This is a genomic window from Pedobacter boryungensis (assembly GCF_013204825.1).
In the GTDB taxonomy this organism is placed as follows: domain Bacteria; phylum Bacteroidota; class Bacteroidia; order Sphingobacteriales; family Sphingobacteriaceae; genus Pedobacter; species Pedobacter boryungensis.
Map to the genome: position 1 here is coordinate 266,012 of NZ_JABMKV010000002.1, position 17,529 is coordinate 283,540.

General features: G+C 36.2%; 18 protein-coding genes. 2 read left to right on the forward strand and 16 right to left on the reverse strand.

Annotated features, from left to right (window positions below; translation table 11 throughout):
- Position 1: 1 nt before the first annotated feature.
- Together HQN85_RS07605 and HQN85_RS07610 are read left to right on the forward strand one after the other, a co-directional pair.
- Positions 2–904 (forward strand): hypothetical protein, encoded by a 903-nt coding sequence (locus HQN85_RS07605; RefSeq protein WP_216847246.1) that lies wholly within the window; start codon positions 2–4, stop codon positions 902–904.
- A 211-nt stretch (positions 905–1,115) separates the two neighbouring features.
- A complete protein-coding gene (locus HQN85_RS07610; RefSeq protein ID WP_173270887.1) occupies positions 1,116–1,640 on the forward strand; it encodes a thermonuclease family protein in 525 nt (174 codons plus the stop codon).
- A gap of 393 nt (positions 1,641–2,033) precedes the next feature.
- Here HQN85_RS07610 and HQN85_RS07615 read toward each other — a convergent pair whose 3' ends face one another.
- From HQN85_RS07615 to HQN85_RS07690, 16 genes are all read right to left on the reverse strand, one after another.
- Positions 2,034–3,332 (reverse strand): acetyl-CoA hydrolase/transferase family protein, encoded by a 1,299-nt coding sequence (locus tag HQN85_RS07615; RefSeq protein WP_173270889.1) that lies wholly within the window; start codon positions 3,330–3,332, stop codon positions 2,034–2,036.
- On the reverse strand, positions 3,329–3,730 hold the full coding sequence (locus HQN85_RS07620; RefSeq protein ID WP_173270891.1) for a hypothetical protein: 402 nt from the start codon (positions 3,728–3,730) through the stop codon (positions 3,329–3,331). Before HQN85_RS07620 ends, HQN85_RS07615 begins: the two co-directional genes overlap by 4 nt.
- Positions 3,731–3,816: 86 nt before the next feature.
- Positions 3,817–4,410 (reverse strand): YceI family protein, encoded by a 594-nt coding sequence (locus HQN85_RS07625; RefSeq protein ID WP_173270893.1) that lies wholly within the window; start codon positions 4,408–4,410, stop codon positions 3,817–3,819.
- A gap of 46 nt (positions 4,411–4,456) precedes the next feature.
- Positions 4,457–5,788, reverse strand: a complete 1,332-nt coding sequence (locus tag HQN85_RS07630; protein WP_173270894.1) for a hypothetical protein — start codon at positions 5,786–5,788, stop codon at positions 4,457–4,459.
- A gap of 25 nt (positions 5,789–5,813) precedes the next feature.
- Positions 5,814–6,440, reverse strand: coding sequence for a YceI family protein (locus HQN85_RS07635; protein WP_173270896.1), 627 nt, complete (start codon positions 6,438–6,440; stop codon positions 5,814–5,816).
- Positions 6,441–6,549: 109 nt separating this feature from the next.
- On the reverse strand, positions 6,550–7,158 hold the full coding sequence (locus HQN85_RS07640; RefSeq protein WP_173270898.1) for a YceI family protein: 609 nt from the start codon (positions 7,156–7,158) through the stop codon (positions 6,550–6,552).
- Positions 7,159–7,297: 139 nt separating this feature from the next.
- On the reverse strand, positions 7,298–7,999 hold the full coding sequence (locus tag HQN85_RS07645) for a sulfite exporter TauE/SafE family protein (protein WP_173270900.1): 702 nt from the start codon (positions 7,997–7,999) through the stop codon (positions 7,298–7,300).
- Positions 7,996–8,424 (reverse strand): FixH family protein, encoded by a 429-nt coding sequence (locus HQN85_RS07650; RefSeq protein ID WP_173270902.1) that lies wholly within the window; start codon positions 8,422–8,424, stop codon positions 7,996–7,998. The genes HQN85_RS07645 and HQN85_RS07650 overlap by 4 nt, the downstream gene beginning before the upstream one ends.
- 26 nt (positions 8,425–8,450) lie before the next feature.
- Positions 8,451–9,821 (reverse strand): cytochrome c oxidase accessory protein CcoG, encoded by a 1,371-nt coding sequence (gene ccoG, locus HQN85_RS07655; protein ID WP_173270904.1) that lies wholly within the window; start codon positions 9,819–9,821, stop codon positions 8,451–8,453.
- Complete coding sequence (locus tag HQN85_RS07660; protein WP_246249686.1) at positions 9,799–10,731, reverse strand: cbb3-type cytochrome c oxidase N-terminal domain-containing protein; 933 nt, start codon at positions 10,729–10,731, stop codon at positions 9,799–9,801. Before HQN85_RS07660 ends, ccoG begins: the two co-directional genes overlap by 23 nt.
- Positions 10,718–10,900: a hypothetical protein gene (locus HQN85_RS07665; RefSeq protein ID WP_173270905.1), complete on the reverse strand. Its 183-nt coding sequence runs from the start codon at positions 10,898–10,900 to the stop codon at positions 10,718–10,720. Before HQN85_RS07665 ends, HQN85_RS07660 begins: the two co-directional genes overlap by 14 nt.
- A gap of 2 nt (positions 10,901–10,902) precedes the next feature.
- Positions 10,903–13,041 carry a cytochrome-c oxidase, cbb3-type subunit I gene (gene ccoN, locus HQN85_RS07670; RefSeq protein ID WP_173270907.1) on the reverse strand — a complete coding sequence of 713 codons (2,139 nt, stop codon included), beginning with the start codon at positions 13,039–13,041 and terminating at the stop codon, positions 10,903–10,905.
- 108 nt (positions 13,042–13,149) lie between these two features.
- On the reverse strand, positions 13,150–13,311 hold the full coding sequence (ccoS, locus tag HQN85_RS07675) for a cbb3-type cytochrome oxidase assembly protein CcoS (RefSeq protein WP_173270909.1): 162 nt from the start codon (positions 13,309–13,311) through the stop codon (positions 13,150–13,152).
- On the reverse strand, positions 13,308–15,692 hold the full coding sequence (locus HQN85_RS07680; RefSeq protein ID WP_173270911.1) for a heavy metal translocating P-type ATPase: 2,385 nt from the start codon (positions 15,690–15,692) through the stop codon (positions 13,308–13,310). The genes ccoS and HQN85_RS07680 overlap by 4 nt, the downstream gene beginning before the upstream one ends.
- 1 nt (position 15,693) lies before the next feature.
- The gene (hemN, locus tag HQN85_RS07685) at positions 15,694–17,034 is read right to left on the reverse strand and encodes an oxygen-independent coproporphyrinogen III oxidase (RefSeq protein WP_173270913.1); all 1,341 of its coding nucleotides are present in this window, start codon (positions 17,032–17,034) and stop codon (positions 15,694–15,696) included.
- 1 nt (position 17,035) lies between these two features.
- Complete coding sequence (locus HQN85_RS07690) at positions 17,036–17,461, reverse strand: Rossmann-fold NAD(P)-binding domain-containing protein (RefSeq protein WP_173270914.1); 426 nt, start codon at positions 17,459–17,461, stop codon at positions 17,036–17,038.
- Positions 17,462–17,529: the final 68 nt, after the last annotated feature.

Consider the following 17,529-nt stretch of genomic DNA (forward strand, 5'->3'; position numbering starts at 1 on the left):
TATGAAAACTAAAATTATTCTTTTTTCTATTTCAATGGTCTTTTTTTTTGGTTGTAATAATAATGATAAAGACCAAGTGAAAGAAACATCAGCTGTTAATTCACATACTAATAACAAACCTGAAAATTTAAATATCAGTATTTTACTAGATCTTTCTGATCGTATAGATCCAACGAAAAATTCTAATCTATCAATGGAATATTATAAGCGTGATCTAGGATATATACAGTCGATTAGTAAGACATTTGAAAAACACTTAAGCTCTAAGCCCATTAGACAAGATGATGACCAAATTCAAATCTACTTTGAACCAGAACCACTGAATTCTGAAATCAATAATTTGGCAAAACACTTAAAGCTTTCTTTCACAAAAGACAACACTAGTAAGGCTTCGATTGCAAAAATATCATCTAACTATATTTTAACTTCTAATACGATTTATAAGCTAGCTATTTCAGATAAAAGATATTTAGGGTCTGATATTTGGAGCTTCTTCAAAAATAAGGTGAATGATTATTGCATCAAACCAAATCACAGAAATGTCCTGTTTGTTTTAACAGATGGTTATATGTTTCATGAAGATTCGAAATTTCTTCAAGGTACTAAAAGCTCCTATATTACTTCGGCATTAGTGAAATCTTTAAAGCTCACCACATCAGGTTATAAACAAGTAATACAACAAAATGGTTATGGCTTTATCCCTGCTAACAGTAATTTAGATAATCTTGAAGTTGTTGTTTTAGGTATTAATCCTGCAAGGGGCAACCCATTTGAAGAGGACGTAATTAAAGAATATTGGATTAATTGGTTTACAGCAATGAATGTAAAAAAATTCTATCTAAAATCCGCAGATTTACCGTCAGATTTAGAGCCTGTAATACAGAAAATTATCCTTGGCAAATAATAACTCATCAATCATCCTTAATCATGAAACCTCTCTTACTCCTATTTATTCTAACTACTCTAGCAATCAAATCATCAACCACAGTGTATATTTGTGGCAGTGTCAAAACAACTAAATACCATTACAAATCTAATTGCCGCGGATTAAGCAACTGCAGTTATAAAATCATCAAGACTACTTTAGAAAAAGCACAAAAAGATAAAAAGACATTATGCGGTTGGGAAAAATAATACTATTTCTTTTATTTATTAATCCAGTTTTTGGTCAAGTTAAGGGGGAGGAACCTCCCCTAATAGATTTGCGAAACCAAACTTTCGTAGCTAAAGTAATACGGATTTTAGATGGCGATACTATGGAGGTCCTGTATAAAAGTACGCCTATTAAAGTAAGATTGGCCCACATTGATTGTCCGGAGAAAAGAGGCTCGCAACCGTATGGTAATAACGCTAAAATAGCATTATCCGACTTATGTTTTGGACAATATGTTACCGTTTATGGGGAGAAATATGATAGGAATAAAAGATTAATTGCTGTTGTAGTGAATGCCAAAAAACAAGTAATTAATCAGGAAATGATTAAACAAGGCATGGCCTGGCACTTCAAAAAATATTCTAAAGATTTAACGTATGCGCAGTTAGAAATTGAGGCTAGAAAAAATAAAGTAGGGCTATGGCATGATAGTAATCCAATTGCACCATGGGATTGGAGAAAACCCAAATATAATTTAGTAAAATAAAGCTACCATTTGTTGCGACAGAAACCATATAAATTCTATTAGGCTTTAATAAGGCGATAACTTTTTATTTTACTAATCTAACAAGCCTTTACCCTAAAAAACGTATATTTAAAAGACCATTCCATACACAACGATTTTCGTTACAAACCCTCATTATTTTCTTCTTGCTTACCGCGACATTAAGGCGACCTTATAGCGACCTTACCGCGACTTATGTTCTTGTGGAGTTCTAGTTTAGTTCTATATCAGCTTAGCTTAGCTGCTAGTTTTGATCTAGATAATTTTTGAAAATTGGATATTTTCTAGAACAAGACTCGGACTAAACTGGGACTAAACAAAAAAGCCGTTAACATTACGTTAACAGCTTTCATATTTGGAGCGTAATCGTGGAAATTAAATAACTGAAATAAGGCTTGTTCCAAACCGCTTAAGGAAAGAAGCTTCTAGCATTTCCCTATGATTAGGATGTGCAATGGAAATTAACTCCTTAGCTCTTTGCTTTAAGCTTTTGCCGAAAAGATTTACAATACCATATTCTGTAACTACCCAGTGCACATGGCCTCTAGTAGTTACAACACCAGCACCTTCTTTTAAGAAAGGTACAATTCTACTAATGCCTTTGTTGGTTTGAGATGGAATAGCAATAATTGGTTTACCACCCTCAGATAGAGATGCCCCATGAATGAAATCCATTTGCCCACCGATACCAGAGAATTGATATGTACCAATTGAATCAGAGCATACTTGTCCGGTCAAGTCAATTTCAATAGCGCTGTTAATCGCTGTAACCTTTGGATTTTGCCTAATAATACTGGTATCATTCACATAGTCGATCGCCATGGTTCGGATAGATGGATTATCGTTCACAAAATCGTAAAGCTTTCTTGTCCCTGTAAGAAAAGACGTAACAGATCTTCCGATATTTAATTTCTTTTTGCTATTGTTGATGACACCACTTTCAATTAGTGGAATAATTCCATCGGAGAACATTTCTGTATGTACACCGAGGTTTTTATGGTTGACTAAATTCTTAAGCACCTGATCTGGAATAGCGCCAATTCCCATTTGTAGTGTAGCCCCATCTTCTACCAAAGAAGCTACATTTGATCCAATCTTGCTTACAACATCATTAGATAGATTACTATAATCTACCTCTGGTAATATAGCATTATACCATACCATAGCATTCAATTTAGAGATGTGTATAAATCCATCTCCATGAGTTCTTGGCATTAAAGGGTTTACTTGTGCAATTACATGTTTGGCATTTTCCACAGCTGCTCTTGCAATATCTACCGATGTTCCCAATGAGCAATAACCATGAGCATCAGGTGGTGATACCTGTATCAATGCCACATCAATAGGTAATATGTTTTTTCTAAAAAGCTGCGGAATTTGACTAAGAAAAATAGGAACATAATCGCCATTTTCGCTATTGGCTATTTTTCTAGTCGCGGCAGAAACAAAAAGGGAGTTGAAATAGAAAGAATCTGCTAGCTCTGGACTGTCAAAATTAACATCTCCCAAGGTTGTAATACTTACCAATTCTACATTTTTAAGCTGATGGTGCTTTTTCTGCAGTGCTTTAACCAAGCAAACTGGTGTAGCTGCACCTCCATGAATAAAAACTCGATTTCCAGATTTTACTGCTTCTAGCGCATGGTCTTCTGAAATGTAAATAGGGGAGTTCATATTTTAACTCCTTCCACTAAACTAAAAAGATCCTTTTTAATTTGTCGATCTGATGCTAAAAGGAATTTAATTTCCTTGCTAATTGCTGCATTCTGTTCTATCAATTCAAGTCCAATATGCTTTTCGTTATCCGATAAGATAGACTCCAACAGGTGCTGATGTTTGCTGGTCAAGTTTTCTAGGTCATCTATTTTCTGCTGAAGAAGGGCTAAGTTTGTTCCAATCATTTCGATTTGTTCTTTTCCATGACGTATAGTAGCCAACTTTTCTGCATTGAGTAGCTTTGTGAAAAAGCGATGTTCATCTTTTAAGAAATCTATTTCCGATCTCCATTCCTTATTTTCAAGGTATAGTTCTTGGAGTTCTTGTGATAATTGTAAATCTGGTATAGTGTTCATGATGATTTTTTTAACAAATTTCCATAATCAATTCATGTACTTGAGAGACTGAGGTCAGACAAAAAAATGATATAGATTACTTGTAACTACTTTGCTTGTTGAAGATTAAGTTCAAAATCGACTTTCAACTGATCTTTCGCCTGAATCAATTTCCCCATTTTTTGTGGGGGCACGAGTTTAAAATCTGAAAAAGTGATGGCCTGGCATCCAGAGAGTGTCATTCCGTTACTAGTGGTTTTGATTTGGTAAAAGATTAAAAATCTTCTTTTTATTCCGGCAAGTTCAATTTCCACAATTCCTTTCACACCATTATCTGTTTGTTCTGTAATAGGTATTCCTTTTAACGATAAGAAATTAACATGTAAAAATGGATATTGCTCTTCTTTTAAAGTTTTGCGCAACTGTTTAGTCATGATTATGTTATTGCAATCAAAACTCTTAAGATTTAAACTTACCCGGCCTTGCAAAGCGATTTGCTTACCAACCTCAGTGTTGATGGTTACCGTATCCGTTTTTGGGTAATTTAAGATCGCACATGAAAATCGATTGATATTAGTGCTTCCATTCACTCTAAGTGTACTGTTTTCGGCAATTACCCATTTACTTTCGTTTTTAATAGGCTTATTAAAGTTTGGCACCGTTAAAGCTAACAACAGTAAAAATGCTTTGATGATCATCATAGTGGAAATAAAAGGAAGGGGCACAAGCCCCTTCCTATTTTATTAGCTAAAAACCTACTACAGCTTGGATAACATACCCTCTGAATTTTCCAGCATTGCGATAATCTGTTGTAGGAAAATCCTTATACTTTTGGATCACATATTCACCTTTTAACAAGATGTTTTTGGTCATGAACCAACCTGCTGCAAAAGCAATTCGATTCACTTTCACATCGTCTGTATAAATAATAGCAGGGGCAGGTGTTGCACCAGTTACTGCGGGCACATTCGCCAATTCGGCGGTAACTACATTATATTTTGCCCCAATAAAGAAATCTTCGCTGGCTCCAAATCTATATACACCATCTACGGCTATTTGTTCGGCACCCCTTACATCAGTTTCTGTTTTTGATCTACCTTGTGCATTTTCGTAAGTTGCAAAAACCTCTAAACCATGACATTTTACAAAAGCGTTTAATTGTACCGCATTCACTTTTTTGCTAAAGCCAGGATTAAATCTTCCTGAGAACGCGTTTGTAGTTGTAGTTGCACCCAATTTTTCTAAAACCATAAAATAGTTAGATCCTGTACGGTCACCACCATATAGTGTTTGTCCTCCTGAACTGGTGTTACTGTAAATTGAAGCAGAAAGTCTCAATCTTAAATGATTGTTGAGTTGTTTGTCAAATGTTCCTTTTGCATAAACTGCTGGCGATTTATTGACATTGGGATCTTGTGGTGTAGCGATTAAACTGTCAATATTTCCTTTAATCATTCCGTTAGATATACCAAGTAATCCTGAAAGAGGTCCTTTTCTCACCATAACCTCTCCACCTATTTCTGTGGTGAAAGCATCCAAGATATAATTTTCTATAAATGGATTGTAAAGGGTTTGTCCTCCATCAGATCTGCGAAAATGTTGATCGCCATAATTGATTTCCATATGTCCAATTTTGATGGTTGTAATTGACATGATATCTTTCCAGAACTCTCCTTTAAATGGAAGTTTATCAAACTGAATGTAACCTCCTTTTACCCATGTTTCATTGTGGTGACGAGAAGAAAGATAACTAGTTAAGTTTAACCTAATTCCATCGGCTAGTTGTACATCCATAAAAAGATTGGCATTTGCAGTATTAAATCCTGGAGTTATTTTATATAAACCACCAGCTGCATTTTTATGCTTTAACCCCTGAAAGGATTGTGTAAAACCTGCGCCGAATTGGACTTTTAGTTTATCAAATACGGTGTTACTGTCTTTTGGAGCTTCAAATACATTAATTCCAGATTTATCGTATGGGCGAAGATTGGAAACTTGTGCTTTTGCATATGAAAAGAAGAGGCTAATAAAAGCAACAGCAATTGCTGAAGTTTTTTGGATTGTTAATTTGTGTTTCATGATTTTAACGTTTAGTAATTCAGATTTATTTAGTTGCAGTTGCTTTAGTGTAATCGAGGTTAAATTTTACAGTAAGGTCATTTCCAACTTTCATTGCGCCTAGCATAAAACTTGGCGGTTCAATGCCAAAATCGGTAAGTTTAAGTGCTGTACTACCTGTGCAAGTAATCGATTTGTCTGCATTCACAACAGCAGTAACCATCATTGTTATTGGTTCAGTTTTGCCAGCAATGGCAACTGTGCCTTTTGTTTGTATCTTAAACTTATTGGCTTGAATTGTGGTAATTTCAACAGATTTTAATTGATAGCTGATTGTGGGAAATTCATCCGCTTTCAAGCTTTTATACGTCCTGCTATCCATTGATGATTTGCCGCTTTTAAGACTTTTTGCAGCAACAGTTAAATTAAAGGTAGAAAGTCCGATGAGTTCGTCTTTTGCATTGAATTTAAAAGCTCCTTGACTTTCTGCAGCGGTTGAAACCATTGTCCAGTCGTGTACATTAGATGTTCCAAGTACTGTTAATGTTGCGCTTTTACCGCCATCAATTTTATAAACCGTTTGAGCTGATGATGTTTGTAATGCTAGAAAAAAAACCAACAAAGTTGTTTTTAGTCCGAGCCAAATGCCGTTTGATGTATTTAATGTTTTCATGATCATTTGTCTATGTGAATGAATAATCAAAAGTACTTTGGCTATAAGATTCGGAAGCTGATAGGCAACAGCTTAAAAACTGATATTCATCAATATCATCTATACCTGATCAGATTGTTTTGTTAACTAGAAGAAGATCAATTTCAAGTTCTACTTCATCATTAATTGTCCCAGCTAGATAGGATGGAATGTTTACGCCGCATTGGCTTAGGCTGATGGTTTGCTTAGCTTGTATCCTAAGTGTTTGATCTGAATTGAGTTCATAGCTTACTTGCAGAGGAAGTATATATTTTCCATTCAACATATTTATCTCGCCAATTACATGGATTTTTTTCATCACAGGAAGAACCATACTAAGTGTCTGTTTAAATTTCAACTCGTCACAATTGTTTTTTTTAAAGATATCGTTGATTGTAGATTCTAACTGGTGGTTATTTGATTTAAGGACATTAATGGGAATTGCAAAACCGAGATCGGTGATGGTAAGCAATTGATGGTTGCTTACCTCGAAATCTCCAGAGCAATTAACTGAACTGGCTTCCATTTTCCACTTATCGGTATTTCCTGAACCGGATATAGTGATTTTAGATTCTGCAACTTCAAAAACAACATTTTCCTTTTTTTCTTCAATAGATGATATTGAGAACAAGATCACAGCGATAGCAATAATAGAGATAATGCTAGCTCTGCTAATTGAGAATTTTCTTACATGTTTCATTTTGATGAGATTAATTAACTATTATTTTTTAATTAATACCTAATTTAAATCTCTCATTTATAGGTTATTGTGATTGATGTGTTTGAAATAAATGATTTATATCACTTTTGATATAGGCTTAAGAATAGACGGCTCAATTCTATCTGCATTCTGCAGCATGATTATGTACATTGATATTGTGCGCTGGCGAAAGAAAGGGTACGCCAAGTTCGCTAGAGCGTAGAATAAAGAGTGCACCAAGAAAAAGCATAAACCAGGGGATAAGTTTATTGGGATTAAAGCGAATGTGTTTTTTTAGATAAATTCCCCCTAAAGATATAAGTAACATTAAAGGTGTTGTGCCCAAACCGAATAGAAACATAAAGCTGATAGATTCCTTTATGGAATGAGCATTAAGTGCGGTTGCTAAAGCGAGGTATACCATTCCGCAGGGGATCAGTCCGTTTAACATCCCAGCGAAAAACCCCCAAAACGGGAGGCCGTAAATCCTGCCCATCAATTTGCTAATTGGAGAAACTAATATGGTTTGAAAACGATTAAGGTATTTGAAATATCTTCCTGAAAAATAAATTAGAGAGAAAATAATAAGCAGTATCCCTACTAAAAGGCTTAAGGTTTCTTGGTTTGTAAATAAGGTTATACTACTGCCAATTATGCCGACAAGCAATCCAAGAAAAGCGTAAACTAAAACTCTACCTAATTGATAGAGCAAAAGTTGAATTGCATACCATAGCTGGTTTTTTTGCGACATAGGCAAACTTAGCATCAGTGGTCCGCACATTACGGCGCAGTGTAGGCTCCCCATTAGGCCTAATAAAAATGCTAAGGGTAAATTGCTCACAATGTGATATCTTTTTTAAACAAATATTCCTTGTTATTGCTTTTCCATTTTAACTCTAAAAACCAAAGACCCTTGGGCATAGTTGTAGAATTCAATTGAATAAGGTTAGAGCTTCCAGCTGTATTTCCCTTGATGAGGATATCATCATTAACAGTAGAAGGTCTTTGGAGTTTAAGTTCGTATGCAGCACTATCTTTTAACTTAATACTTAATTCTGTTTTTCCGATAGTGATAACTGGTTGGGCACCTTCCTCAACAACATTGTGTTTTGCATTATATTCTTCGTTATAGTTAATGCCCTTTTCATAGTAGTCTTTGTCTACAAGTGCATCATTTCCATGTACACTGAACATGTATACTACCATAGCAATGATAAAGAGCATAAATGCTACCATGCCTAAAACTATTTTGGTTCCCCAGTTCATATCTTTTTGTATAAGTGTATAGAAAATTACGGTTGCGAAAAGAAAGAAGTTGATGCGGTGCTGATTACTTTTCCTTCAGCAATCACTTCAAATTCTACCTCAGATTTAAAATCTTTAAGTTCGGCTTGTTTCTTGATAAGGAAAAAGGTTAAATGCGTTGCGCCTTCTTTTTTCAAAATTTCTGGCCTTTGGATAAATTTGATTACATCACTCTTATTTTGAGAACGAAACTGAAATTTTATGTTCTTGTTAGTTTTGTTAATCAGTTCTGCATTGTAAAGATTGCTCACTGTTCCATCGGCATTAAGTTGATACATTATTCCGCTCGCTCTTAACACTGTTGTTTCTACATCTTGCCTTTTATAAACTAAGCTAGAAAAAACTAGCATAACTAAAAACAGTACTGCAGCATAACCATAAGCTTTAAGCCCCAACTTAAAAGGCTTTTTAGCTTGAATATAATCTTGGGTATAGAAGCCAATAAGGTTTGGTGCTCGATTAATCTTTAACATTACCTCATTACAACTGTCTATGCAGGCTGTGCAGTTTACACATTCTAATTGTGTCCCTTTTCTAATGTCAATACCTGTAGGGCATACTTGCACACAAAGCCCGCAATCAATGCAATCGCCTTTTGTTGCGTCTACATTGTTTTTTTGTAGAAATGCCCTTGGCTCTCCTCTTTGCTCATTGTAGGCAACAATCAGGCTCTGATTATCTAAGAGCACTCCTTGCAAACGGCCGTAAGGACAAATTACCGTACAAACTACTTCTCGTACATAAGCGAAAACGCCATAAAATACAAAGGTGAAAAGCCAAATAGAGAAAAATCCGCTGATATGATTGCCAATTGGTTCTGAGATGATTTTATAAAGGACATCTGATCCGATGAAATAGGCCAAAAATGTGTTGGCTATTGCAAAGGATATCAATAAAAAAAGAAAGTGTTTAAATGTTTTTTTAAGTATTTTTTCACTGGTCCATGGTTGCAAATCTAACTTCTTTTGGTGGTTAGCATCACCCTCAATCCAATATTCTATCCTTCTGAAAATCATTTCCATGAATATGGTCTGTGGACAGGCCCATCCGCACCAGAGCCTGCCGAAAATCACTGTAAAGCAGACCACAAATATGATGAAGATGAGCATTGCCAAGGCAAAAAGGTAAAAATCTTGCGGCGTAAAAATAACACCGAAAAAAACGAACTTCCTTTCCAAAAAATTAAGCAATACCAATTGTTCGCCTCTTAGTTTTACAAACGGAAACGAAAACAAACAGATCAGTAGGAAATAACTAAACCATTTCCTATAGGCATATAGTTTGCCAGCAGGTTTTTTAGGATAGATAAATTCCCTACCAAAAACTTTTAGTTGCTTAATTTTTTGCAATGGTTTCATTATTCACACTATCTTTCACACTTTTAGGCTCGTACTTTTCACCTTGTGGTGATTTTGCATTGGCTGGTTTTGAGCTTTGTAATGACATAATAAAGTTGACTACTTCAGCAATATTTTTTGAGCTTAAGTTTTTCTCCCAACTCGCCATTCCCTTTTCTGGCACACCATACTTTACCGTTTTAAAAACATCGTTTATACTTCCGCCGTGTAGCCAAAATTCATCTGTTAAGTTTGGACCAACAATTCCTTGTCCGTGTTCACCATGGCAGGCTATACAATTGGCCATAAATACTGCTTTTCCATTGGCAACGAGAGAAGCATCAATTTTCACTGAATTCTCATCAAATTTTTCTGCGGCGACTGCTAAAAATGCTTTTTTATCGGCTGCTGCCTTTTCCATTTCAGTAAGGTATTCTTCATCTTGCTTTGGTCCATTGCCTATATGGTAATAATAGAGGTAGCAACCAGCAAAGATCATCGTTCCATAAAAAAGCACATTAAACCATCTAGGAATGGGATTGTTTAGTTCTTGAATGCCATCATAACTATGAGGGATGATGATAGATTCCTCCTCTTCAAGCGGTCTAAGACTTAATATCTTAGTCCAGATATTTGGCCTGCTCTTTTTCAGTTTCACCCATTCTACATAGTCTAAAGGCTCTGGCTCTTGATATTTTACGAATGGTGTTGGATTCATTCGTTCTTTTATCATCACTTTTAGAGCATTTAAAATAACGATAGCTGCAAACAATACTGCTACTCCAAATAGCAGTAAAGCAACAATTAAAAGTTCAGAGGAGCTTAATCCAATACTAGGCTCAGGTAAAACAGGTGCAACATCTGCCTTAGCTGCTGAAAATGCCTGCAAACCGATTAATAAAATTGTGAACGTTAGGCTAATCTTCTTCATGTTTTTGAGTGTGTGGGTTTTCGATTGGAAGATTACTCATTAAGGTTACGTGGTGTTTGCTAAGTTTAAAAAGATAAACCGTTACGATGATAAAGAACACCATGAACATTAATAATGAGGTGATGAGGTAAAATTCGCCTCCGGCTAGGTCTCGTATTTGATTGAACATAACTATTGATTTGAAGGGATTGTTGATTTATTAGCTTTGATATCGGTTCCTAAGCGTTGCAGATAAGCAATGATGGCAATGATCTCTTTGTTGCTAGCAACTTTAATATTGTCTTTTTTAAGGTTTGTGGCAATTGAGTCAGCTTGTATGCTAAGGTCTGCATTTGCTTTTTGATCGTAACCAAGCTCATAAGGTACACCTAAAACCTGCATGGCTTTAATTTTCGCCGCGGTTGTTGTTGTATCTAACTTTTGACTAATTAACCACTGATAAGAGGGCATGATACTACCAGGAGACATTGAACTTGGATCAAGCAAGTGGTTAAAGTGCCAAGCATTGCTATACTTTCCGCCAACGCGGTGCAAGTCTGGGCCGGTACGCTTACTGCCCCATAAAAATGGATGATCATACACAAATTCTCCAGCCTTACTATATTCTCCATAGCGCTCTGTTTCCGAACGGAATGGTCTTACCGTTTGAGAGTGACAGTTTACGCACCCTTCACGAATATATATATCTCTTCCTTGAAGCTCAAGAGCAGAATATGGTTTTACACTTGCTATAGTTGGTACATTAGATTGGATAGTGAAAGTTGGCATCATTTCAACCATACCCCCAATTAGAATAATAATCAGTGCAAAAACCATAAACTTAATTGGCTTGCGCTCTAATTTTCTGTGCCATTTTTTATCACCAGCATCTTCTACTACAACTTCTTGCAATGGCATCGCTTCTGCAGGTTCATTTGCCACTAACTTAGCACGTAGCATTGTTTTGGCAAGGTTAACCGTCATCACAATTACACCTGTTAAATAAAGTGTTCCACCAATTGCTCTTAATACGTGCATTGGAATAATTTGCAACGTAGTAGATAAGAAGTTCGGATATTTTAACAGCCCTTCTGGAGTGAACTCTTTCCACATCAACCCTTGTGTAAATCCGGCCCAGTACATTGGTACTGCATAAAATAGAATACCCAATGTGCCGATCCAGAAATGGAAGGAAGCCATTTTTTTAGAGTACAGTTCGGTTTTATAAATTCTTGGGATAAGCCAATACAATATTCCAAATGTTAAAAAGCCATTCCATCCAAGTGCACCCACATGTACGTGCGCCACAATCCAATCGGTAAAGTGTGCAACACCATTAATCTGTTTTAGTGAAAGCAATGGGCCTTCAAAAGTGGCCATACCATAAGCAGTTAAAGCAACTACCATGAATTTAAGCGTTACATCTTCACGAACTTTGTCCCATGCACCACGCAGGGTGAGTAGACCATTGATCATACCGCCCCAACTTGGTGCGATTAACATGATAGAAAAAGCAACGCCTAATGACTGTGCCCATCCTGGAAGTGATGTATATAATAAGTGGTGGGGTCCAGCCCAGATGTAAATAAATATCAACGACCAAAAATGCAGAATACTTAATTTATAAGAATAGACTGGTCTACCCGCCATTTTTGGAAGAAAATAATACATCATTCCTAAGTAAGGTGTAGTTAGGAAAAATGCCACTGCATTATGACCATACCACCATTGTACAAGGGCATCTTGTACACCAGCATACACATAATAGCTTTTGAAAAATGAAATAGGGAGTTCGAACGAATTAACAATATGTAGTACAGCAATAGTTACAAATGTGGCGATGTAAAACCAAATGGCAACATACAAATGGCGCTCTCTACGTTTAATGATTGTTCCGAACATATTTATGCCGAATATCACCCAAATAAGTGTAATAGCAATATCAATTGGCCATTCTAATTCTGCATATTCATGTGATGTTGTAAGACCAAGGGGTAACGTAATTACAGCGGATACGATGATCAATTGCCAGCCCCAAAAATGGATTTTACTTAGCACATCGCTAAACATTCTTGCTTTGAGCAGTCGTTGAAGGGAATAATATACCCCCATAAAAATGGCGTTACCAACAAAGGCAAAAATTACGGCATTGGTGTGCAATGGCCTAATTCTACCAAAAGTGGTATATTGATTTCCCATGTTCATGGCTGGTTTAAATAGTTGCATAGCCACAAGCAAACCAACGGTCATCCCGATAATGCCCCAAACTATGGTAGCGAGACCAAAATTGCGGACAATCTTATTGTCGTAGGTAAATTTTTCTAACTGCATAAAATTAAAATTGGTTGTTTTTGATAGCCCAAAAGTATTTACAGAGCGCTAATCAAATGTTGATAGTTGTTAGTTGAAAAAGTGATTTTTATCACTTTTGAAGTTTAATTAGGATTGGTTTTCATCATCAGTTTCTTCATCAAAAAGAACTCTGATACCTGGTGTCACTACATCATCATGCTGTCCGTTTTTAAGCGACCATATAAATGCGCCTAAAAAAATCAAGGCCATCACAACGCTACACCCAACCAAAAAATAAAGTATGTTCATAACAGACGGTTTTTACGTGCAAAAAATCTAGTAGCTATGGAGGTAAAGCTGATTATAGTGATGGTACTTATTGGCATCAGCACAGCAGCAACTAGCGGGTAAAGCGTACCTTGTACAGCATAGAAGAGCCCAATACAATTGTAGGAAATAGCAATTGCAAAACTGATTTTAATAACTTTTAACCCATCTTTGCTTAATTGGTGAAAGTTAGGTAAGAAGGTGAGTGCGTTACCCTTTAATATTGCATCGCAACCTGGAGTAAAATTGTTAATGTTATCGGTAATGGCAATTCCAAAATCACTTTGCTTTAATGCCCCGGCATCATTTAGGCCATCTCCAAGCATAATTACTTTTTCTCCATTTTTCTGTTTATTCAAGATTGCTTCTAATTTGTCGTGCGGACTTTGTTCAAAAGCGATGGTAACATTAGGCAAGAAAATGCTTTTTAATACATCACGATCTTTAGCTGTATCACCAGATAGCACAGATAAGCTGAAGGTGTCTTCTAGTTTAGAGACTAGATTTGGTAAACCCTCACGCCATTGCTGTTCAACTACAAAAGTTCCTTTATAAACACTGTTGATTACGATGTGAACCCCTTTGTGCTTTCCTGCTTTGATATTAAATGGTAAAATAGATTCATTACCTGCATAAACCATTTGATTGTTGATGAGGCCACGAATACCTTTTCCAGGGATTTCGTTGTATTTTGAGATTGGATAAAAACTACCATAGCCTAAGCTTTTTAAGATTTGTCTGCTCAAAGGGTGCGAAGAATTTGTAAGTAATGATACGATGAGCTTATGTTCTTCATCATTGAGTGTTCCTGTAAAAGATATTTTAGCATTTTCAGTAGTGGTTAAGGTTCCGGTTTTATCGAAAACAATGGAGTTACATTTGGCTAAGTCCTCTACTGCGTCAGTATTTTTGACATAAAATCCTTTTTTATCGAATACGGCTAAAATGGCCGATAAGGTAAATGGAGTGCTTAATGCTAAAACACAAGGACAGGCTACAATAATTACCGCAGTAAATGCAGCCCATGCTTTGCCACTATTGTTGTAAAAAAACCAATAGCCCATTGCTGCAAAAGCAATTACAAATACAGCAATGCTGAAATATTTGGCTACGCTATCATTAAAATGCTGTTTAAAATCATTTGAATAATGCTCTTTATTCCATAGCCCCGTCAAGTAACTTTGCGATGGCACTTTTACAACTTCAAGTTCAATACCCTCACCCATCTGTTTACCGCCAGCATAAACAATTTCACCAAGAACTTTTTGCTGAGGCTCGGTTTCTCCTGTAACAAAACTCATATCGAGCCAAGCATTCCCTTTCATCAGAATAGAATCTGCAGGTATCAGTTCACTATTCCTTATCCAAATGCGATCACCAATTACCAATTCATTAATGGCTTTTGGTTTTTCCTTTCCATCTACAAGAGTTGTAATGGCAATTGGAAAATAAGAACGGTAATCTCTATCGAAAGAAATATGGTGGTATGTTCGCTGTTTTACCCACTTACCCATTAATAGCAAGAATACCAATCCGGTTAACGTATCTGCAAACCCTGGCCCTGTATTTAAAATCACCGAATAAGCAGTGCGTAGAAAAAGTACCGCAATAATCAATGCCAAAGGTGTATCTAGATTAACATGTTTATGTTTTAAGCTATTCCATGCAGAAGTGAAATATTCTTGCCCACAATATAGAACCACGGGAATAGAAAGGGTAAGATTTAACCAACCGAATAATACCTGAAATTGCTTCTCTAAACCCGAAAGGCCAAAATATTCTGGGAAACTGAACAACATCACATTGCCCATACAGAAACCTGCAACAGCAATTTTTAAAATGAGACTTTTATTTACAGAGTGGCTTTTTTCTTTGACTACATCTTGTAGGTTAATGGCAGGCTCATAGCCAATATTTACTAAAATCTCCACTAATTTTTTAAGACTTATATCTTTATTCCTAAAACTGATAGTGACCTGTTTTTTTAAGAAATCAATTCTTGAGTTAAAGATTGCAGCATTTACTTTATATAAATGTTCTAGTAGCCATATGCATGAACTACAGTGTATAGCGGGTATAAAAAAGGTAACAATTGTGCTTTTCTCATCTTGGTAGTCAATCAGCTGTTTAATGATGTTCGGCTCATCTAAATACTCAAAGTATCCTGTGCTTAGTGATTTTTTACCTGGAGTTTCATTATATGCATAATATGCACAAAGATTGTTAGACGACAAAATTTGGTAAACGCCAAGGCATCCTGCACAGCAGAAATGTTTATCTTCTAGTATATAATTTCTGCCCATTACTTCTTCACCACAGTGATAGCAAATAGTGGTGTCTAGAATTTTTTGCTGTTTTATCATCTTACACGGATTGACTAAATAAACTGGTGCTGGGTTCCTTTTTCCATAGACGTTCATCAAATGCCATGCATATATTTCTCAAAAATGCCATGCCATCTTTAGTAATCTGGACTTGAGGACCGTCTAGGTCAACTAAATGGTCATCTAATAAAGGCGCCAACCTTTCTCGAATTGGATCCGGTATAGCTATGCTAAAACGTGTAGCTCCTTTGCACATTAGGTTAAGAATATGCTGGCGAATATCAAGGTCTTTATCATTTAATATATGGCCTCTATATACAGGAAGATTTCCTTGGTTTACCTGCTCTAGATACTCCTCCACAGTTTTGATATTCTGTGAAAAAGCAGTTTTGCAATCGCTAATAGATGAAACTCCCAAGCCAATGAGTACGTCTGTACGCTTGTCGGTATAGCCCATGAAATTTCGGTGAAGTTGATAATTCTCACTCGCTTTGTATAAGCTATCTTTGGTTAATGCAAAATGATCCATACCAATTTCTTGATAACCTGCATTAATCAACATATTTCTTCCTAGTTGATAGAGCGCAAATTTTTGATCACCTTGCGGGATATCCTTTTCAGAATAATGACGTTGCCCAGGTTTCATCCATGGTACATGTGCGTAACTATAAAATGCAATACGCTCTGGTTTCATAACCAGCACTTCCTTCATAGTTTGACCCAATCCTTCAAGCGTTTGTGCTGGCAAACCATAAATAAGGTCGAAATTGATGGAATCATAACCTAATTCTCTAGCTTCTGCCATTATTCTAAATACCTGCTCTGGTGTTTGGAAACGATTAATCATCATTTGTACCTTAGGATCAAAATCCTGTATACCCAAGCTCATGCGTTTAAACCCTAGCTGGTGCAGTGTATTAAGGTGCTCAAATGTGGTGTTATCTGGATGCCCTTCAAATGAGCATGTGGTTTCATCATCAAAATTTTCTGAAAAAGAAGCAATCAGATTCTTAAGGTTTTCTGGACTAAAAAAAGTTGGTGTGCCGCCACCTAAATGCAATTCTTTTATTTTAGGCGTTTCTCCCAGCAGCTTGCAGTACATTTGCCACTCTTTTTTCAATGCATCAATATAAGGTACTTCAACACCGTGATTTTTTGTAATTCTTGTATTGCAGCCACAATAGGTGCAAAGACTTTCGCAAAATGGTAGATGGATGTAAAGACTAATACCTTGATTTTTATGTGTTTTGTAAGCAGCAATCAATGATTCACGCCACTTCTCAAGGGTGAAAGATTCTGTTTCCCAGTAAGGAACTGTTGGATAACTCGTATAGCGTGGTGCAGCTATAGCATATTTTTTAAGCAATGCTGATGTGTCCATATCATTTATGTAATTCTGTTTTGATGGCGCAATCCTTATTGCAACAACAAGCATCACCTACGCATTTACCTGCAGACCAATTATCTAGATTAGCGATAACCTGATGCATGTTTTCCAACTCTCCTCCATGCTTAAAAGGAATATTTGCGATTTTAAGACCAATAGATCTTGCAGCATCCAAATCAATGTGATCATATCCAAAGGTGGAAGTAGCAATGTATTTGATACCAACGGACTTTAGCCCTTCAATGAGGGGTGCATCAATCAGATCGCGGTTAAATACAATAAGTGCCTCCTTTCCAGCAGCAAAGTTCAACGTGTCTAACGTTAGGCTATTAGCAATAATAGTGATATCATGCTTTTTATAATTGGCAAGAATGAGCCATTCTTTTTCTTTTGTATTGATGTTATAGGCGATAGCTTTCATATGCATATTTTTCTACCTACAAAACTATCTGATAGCGATTGAGTGGTCCGTGAGATTAGTTAGGAGAA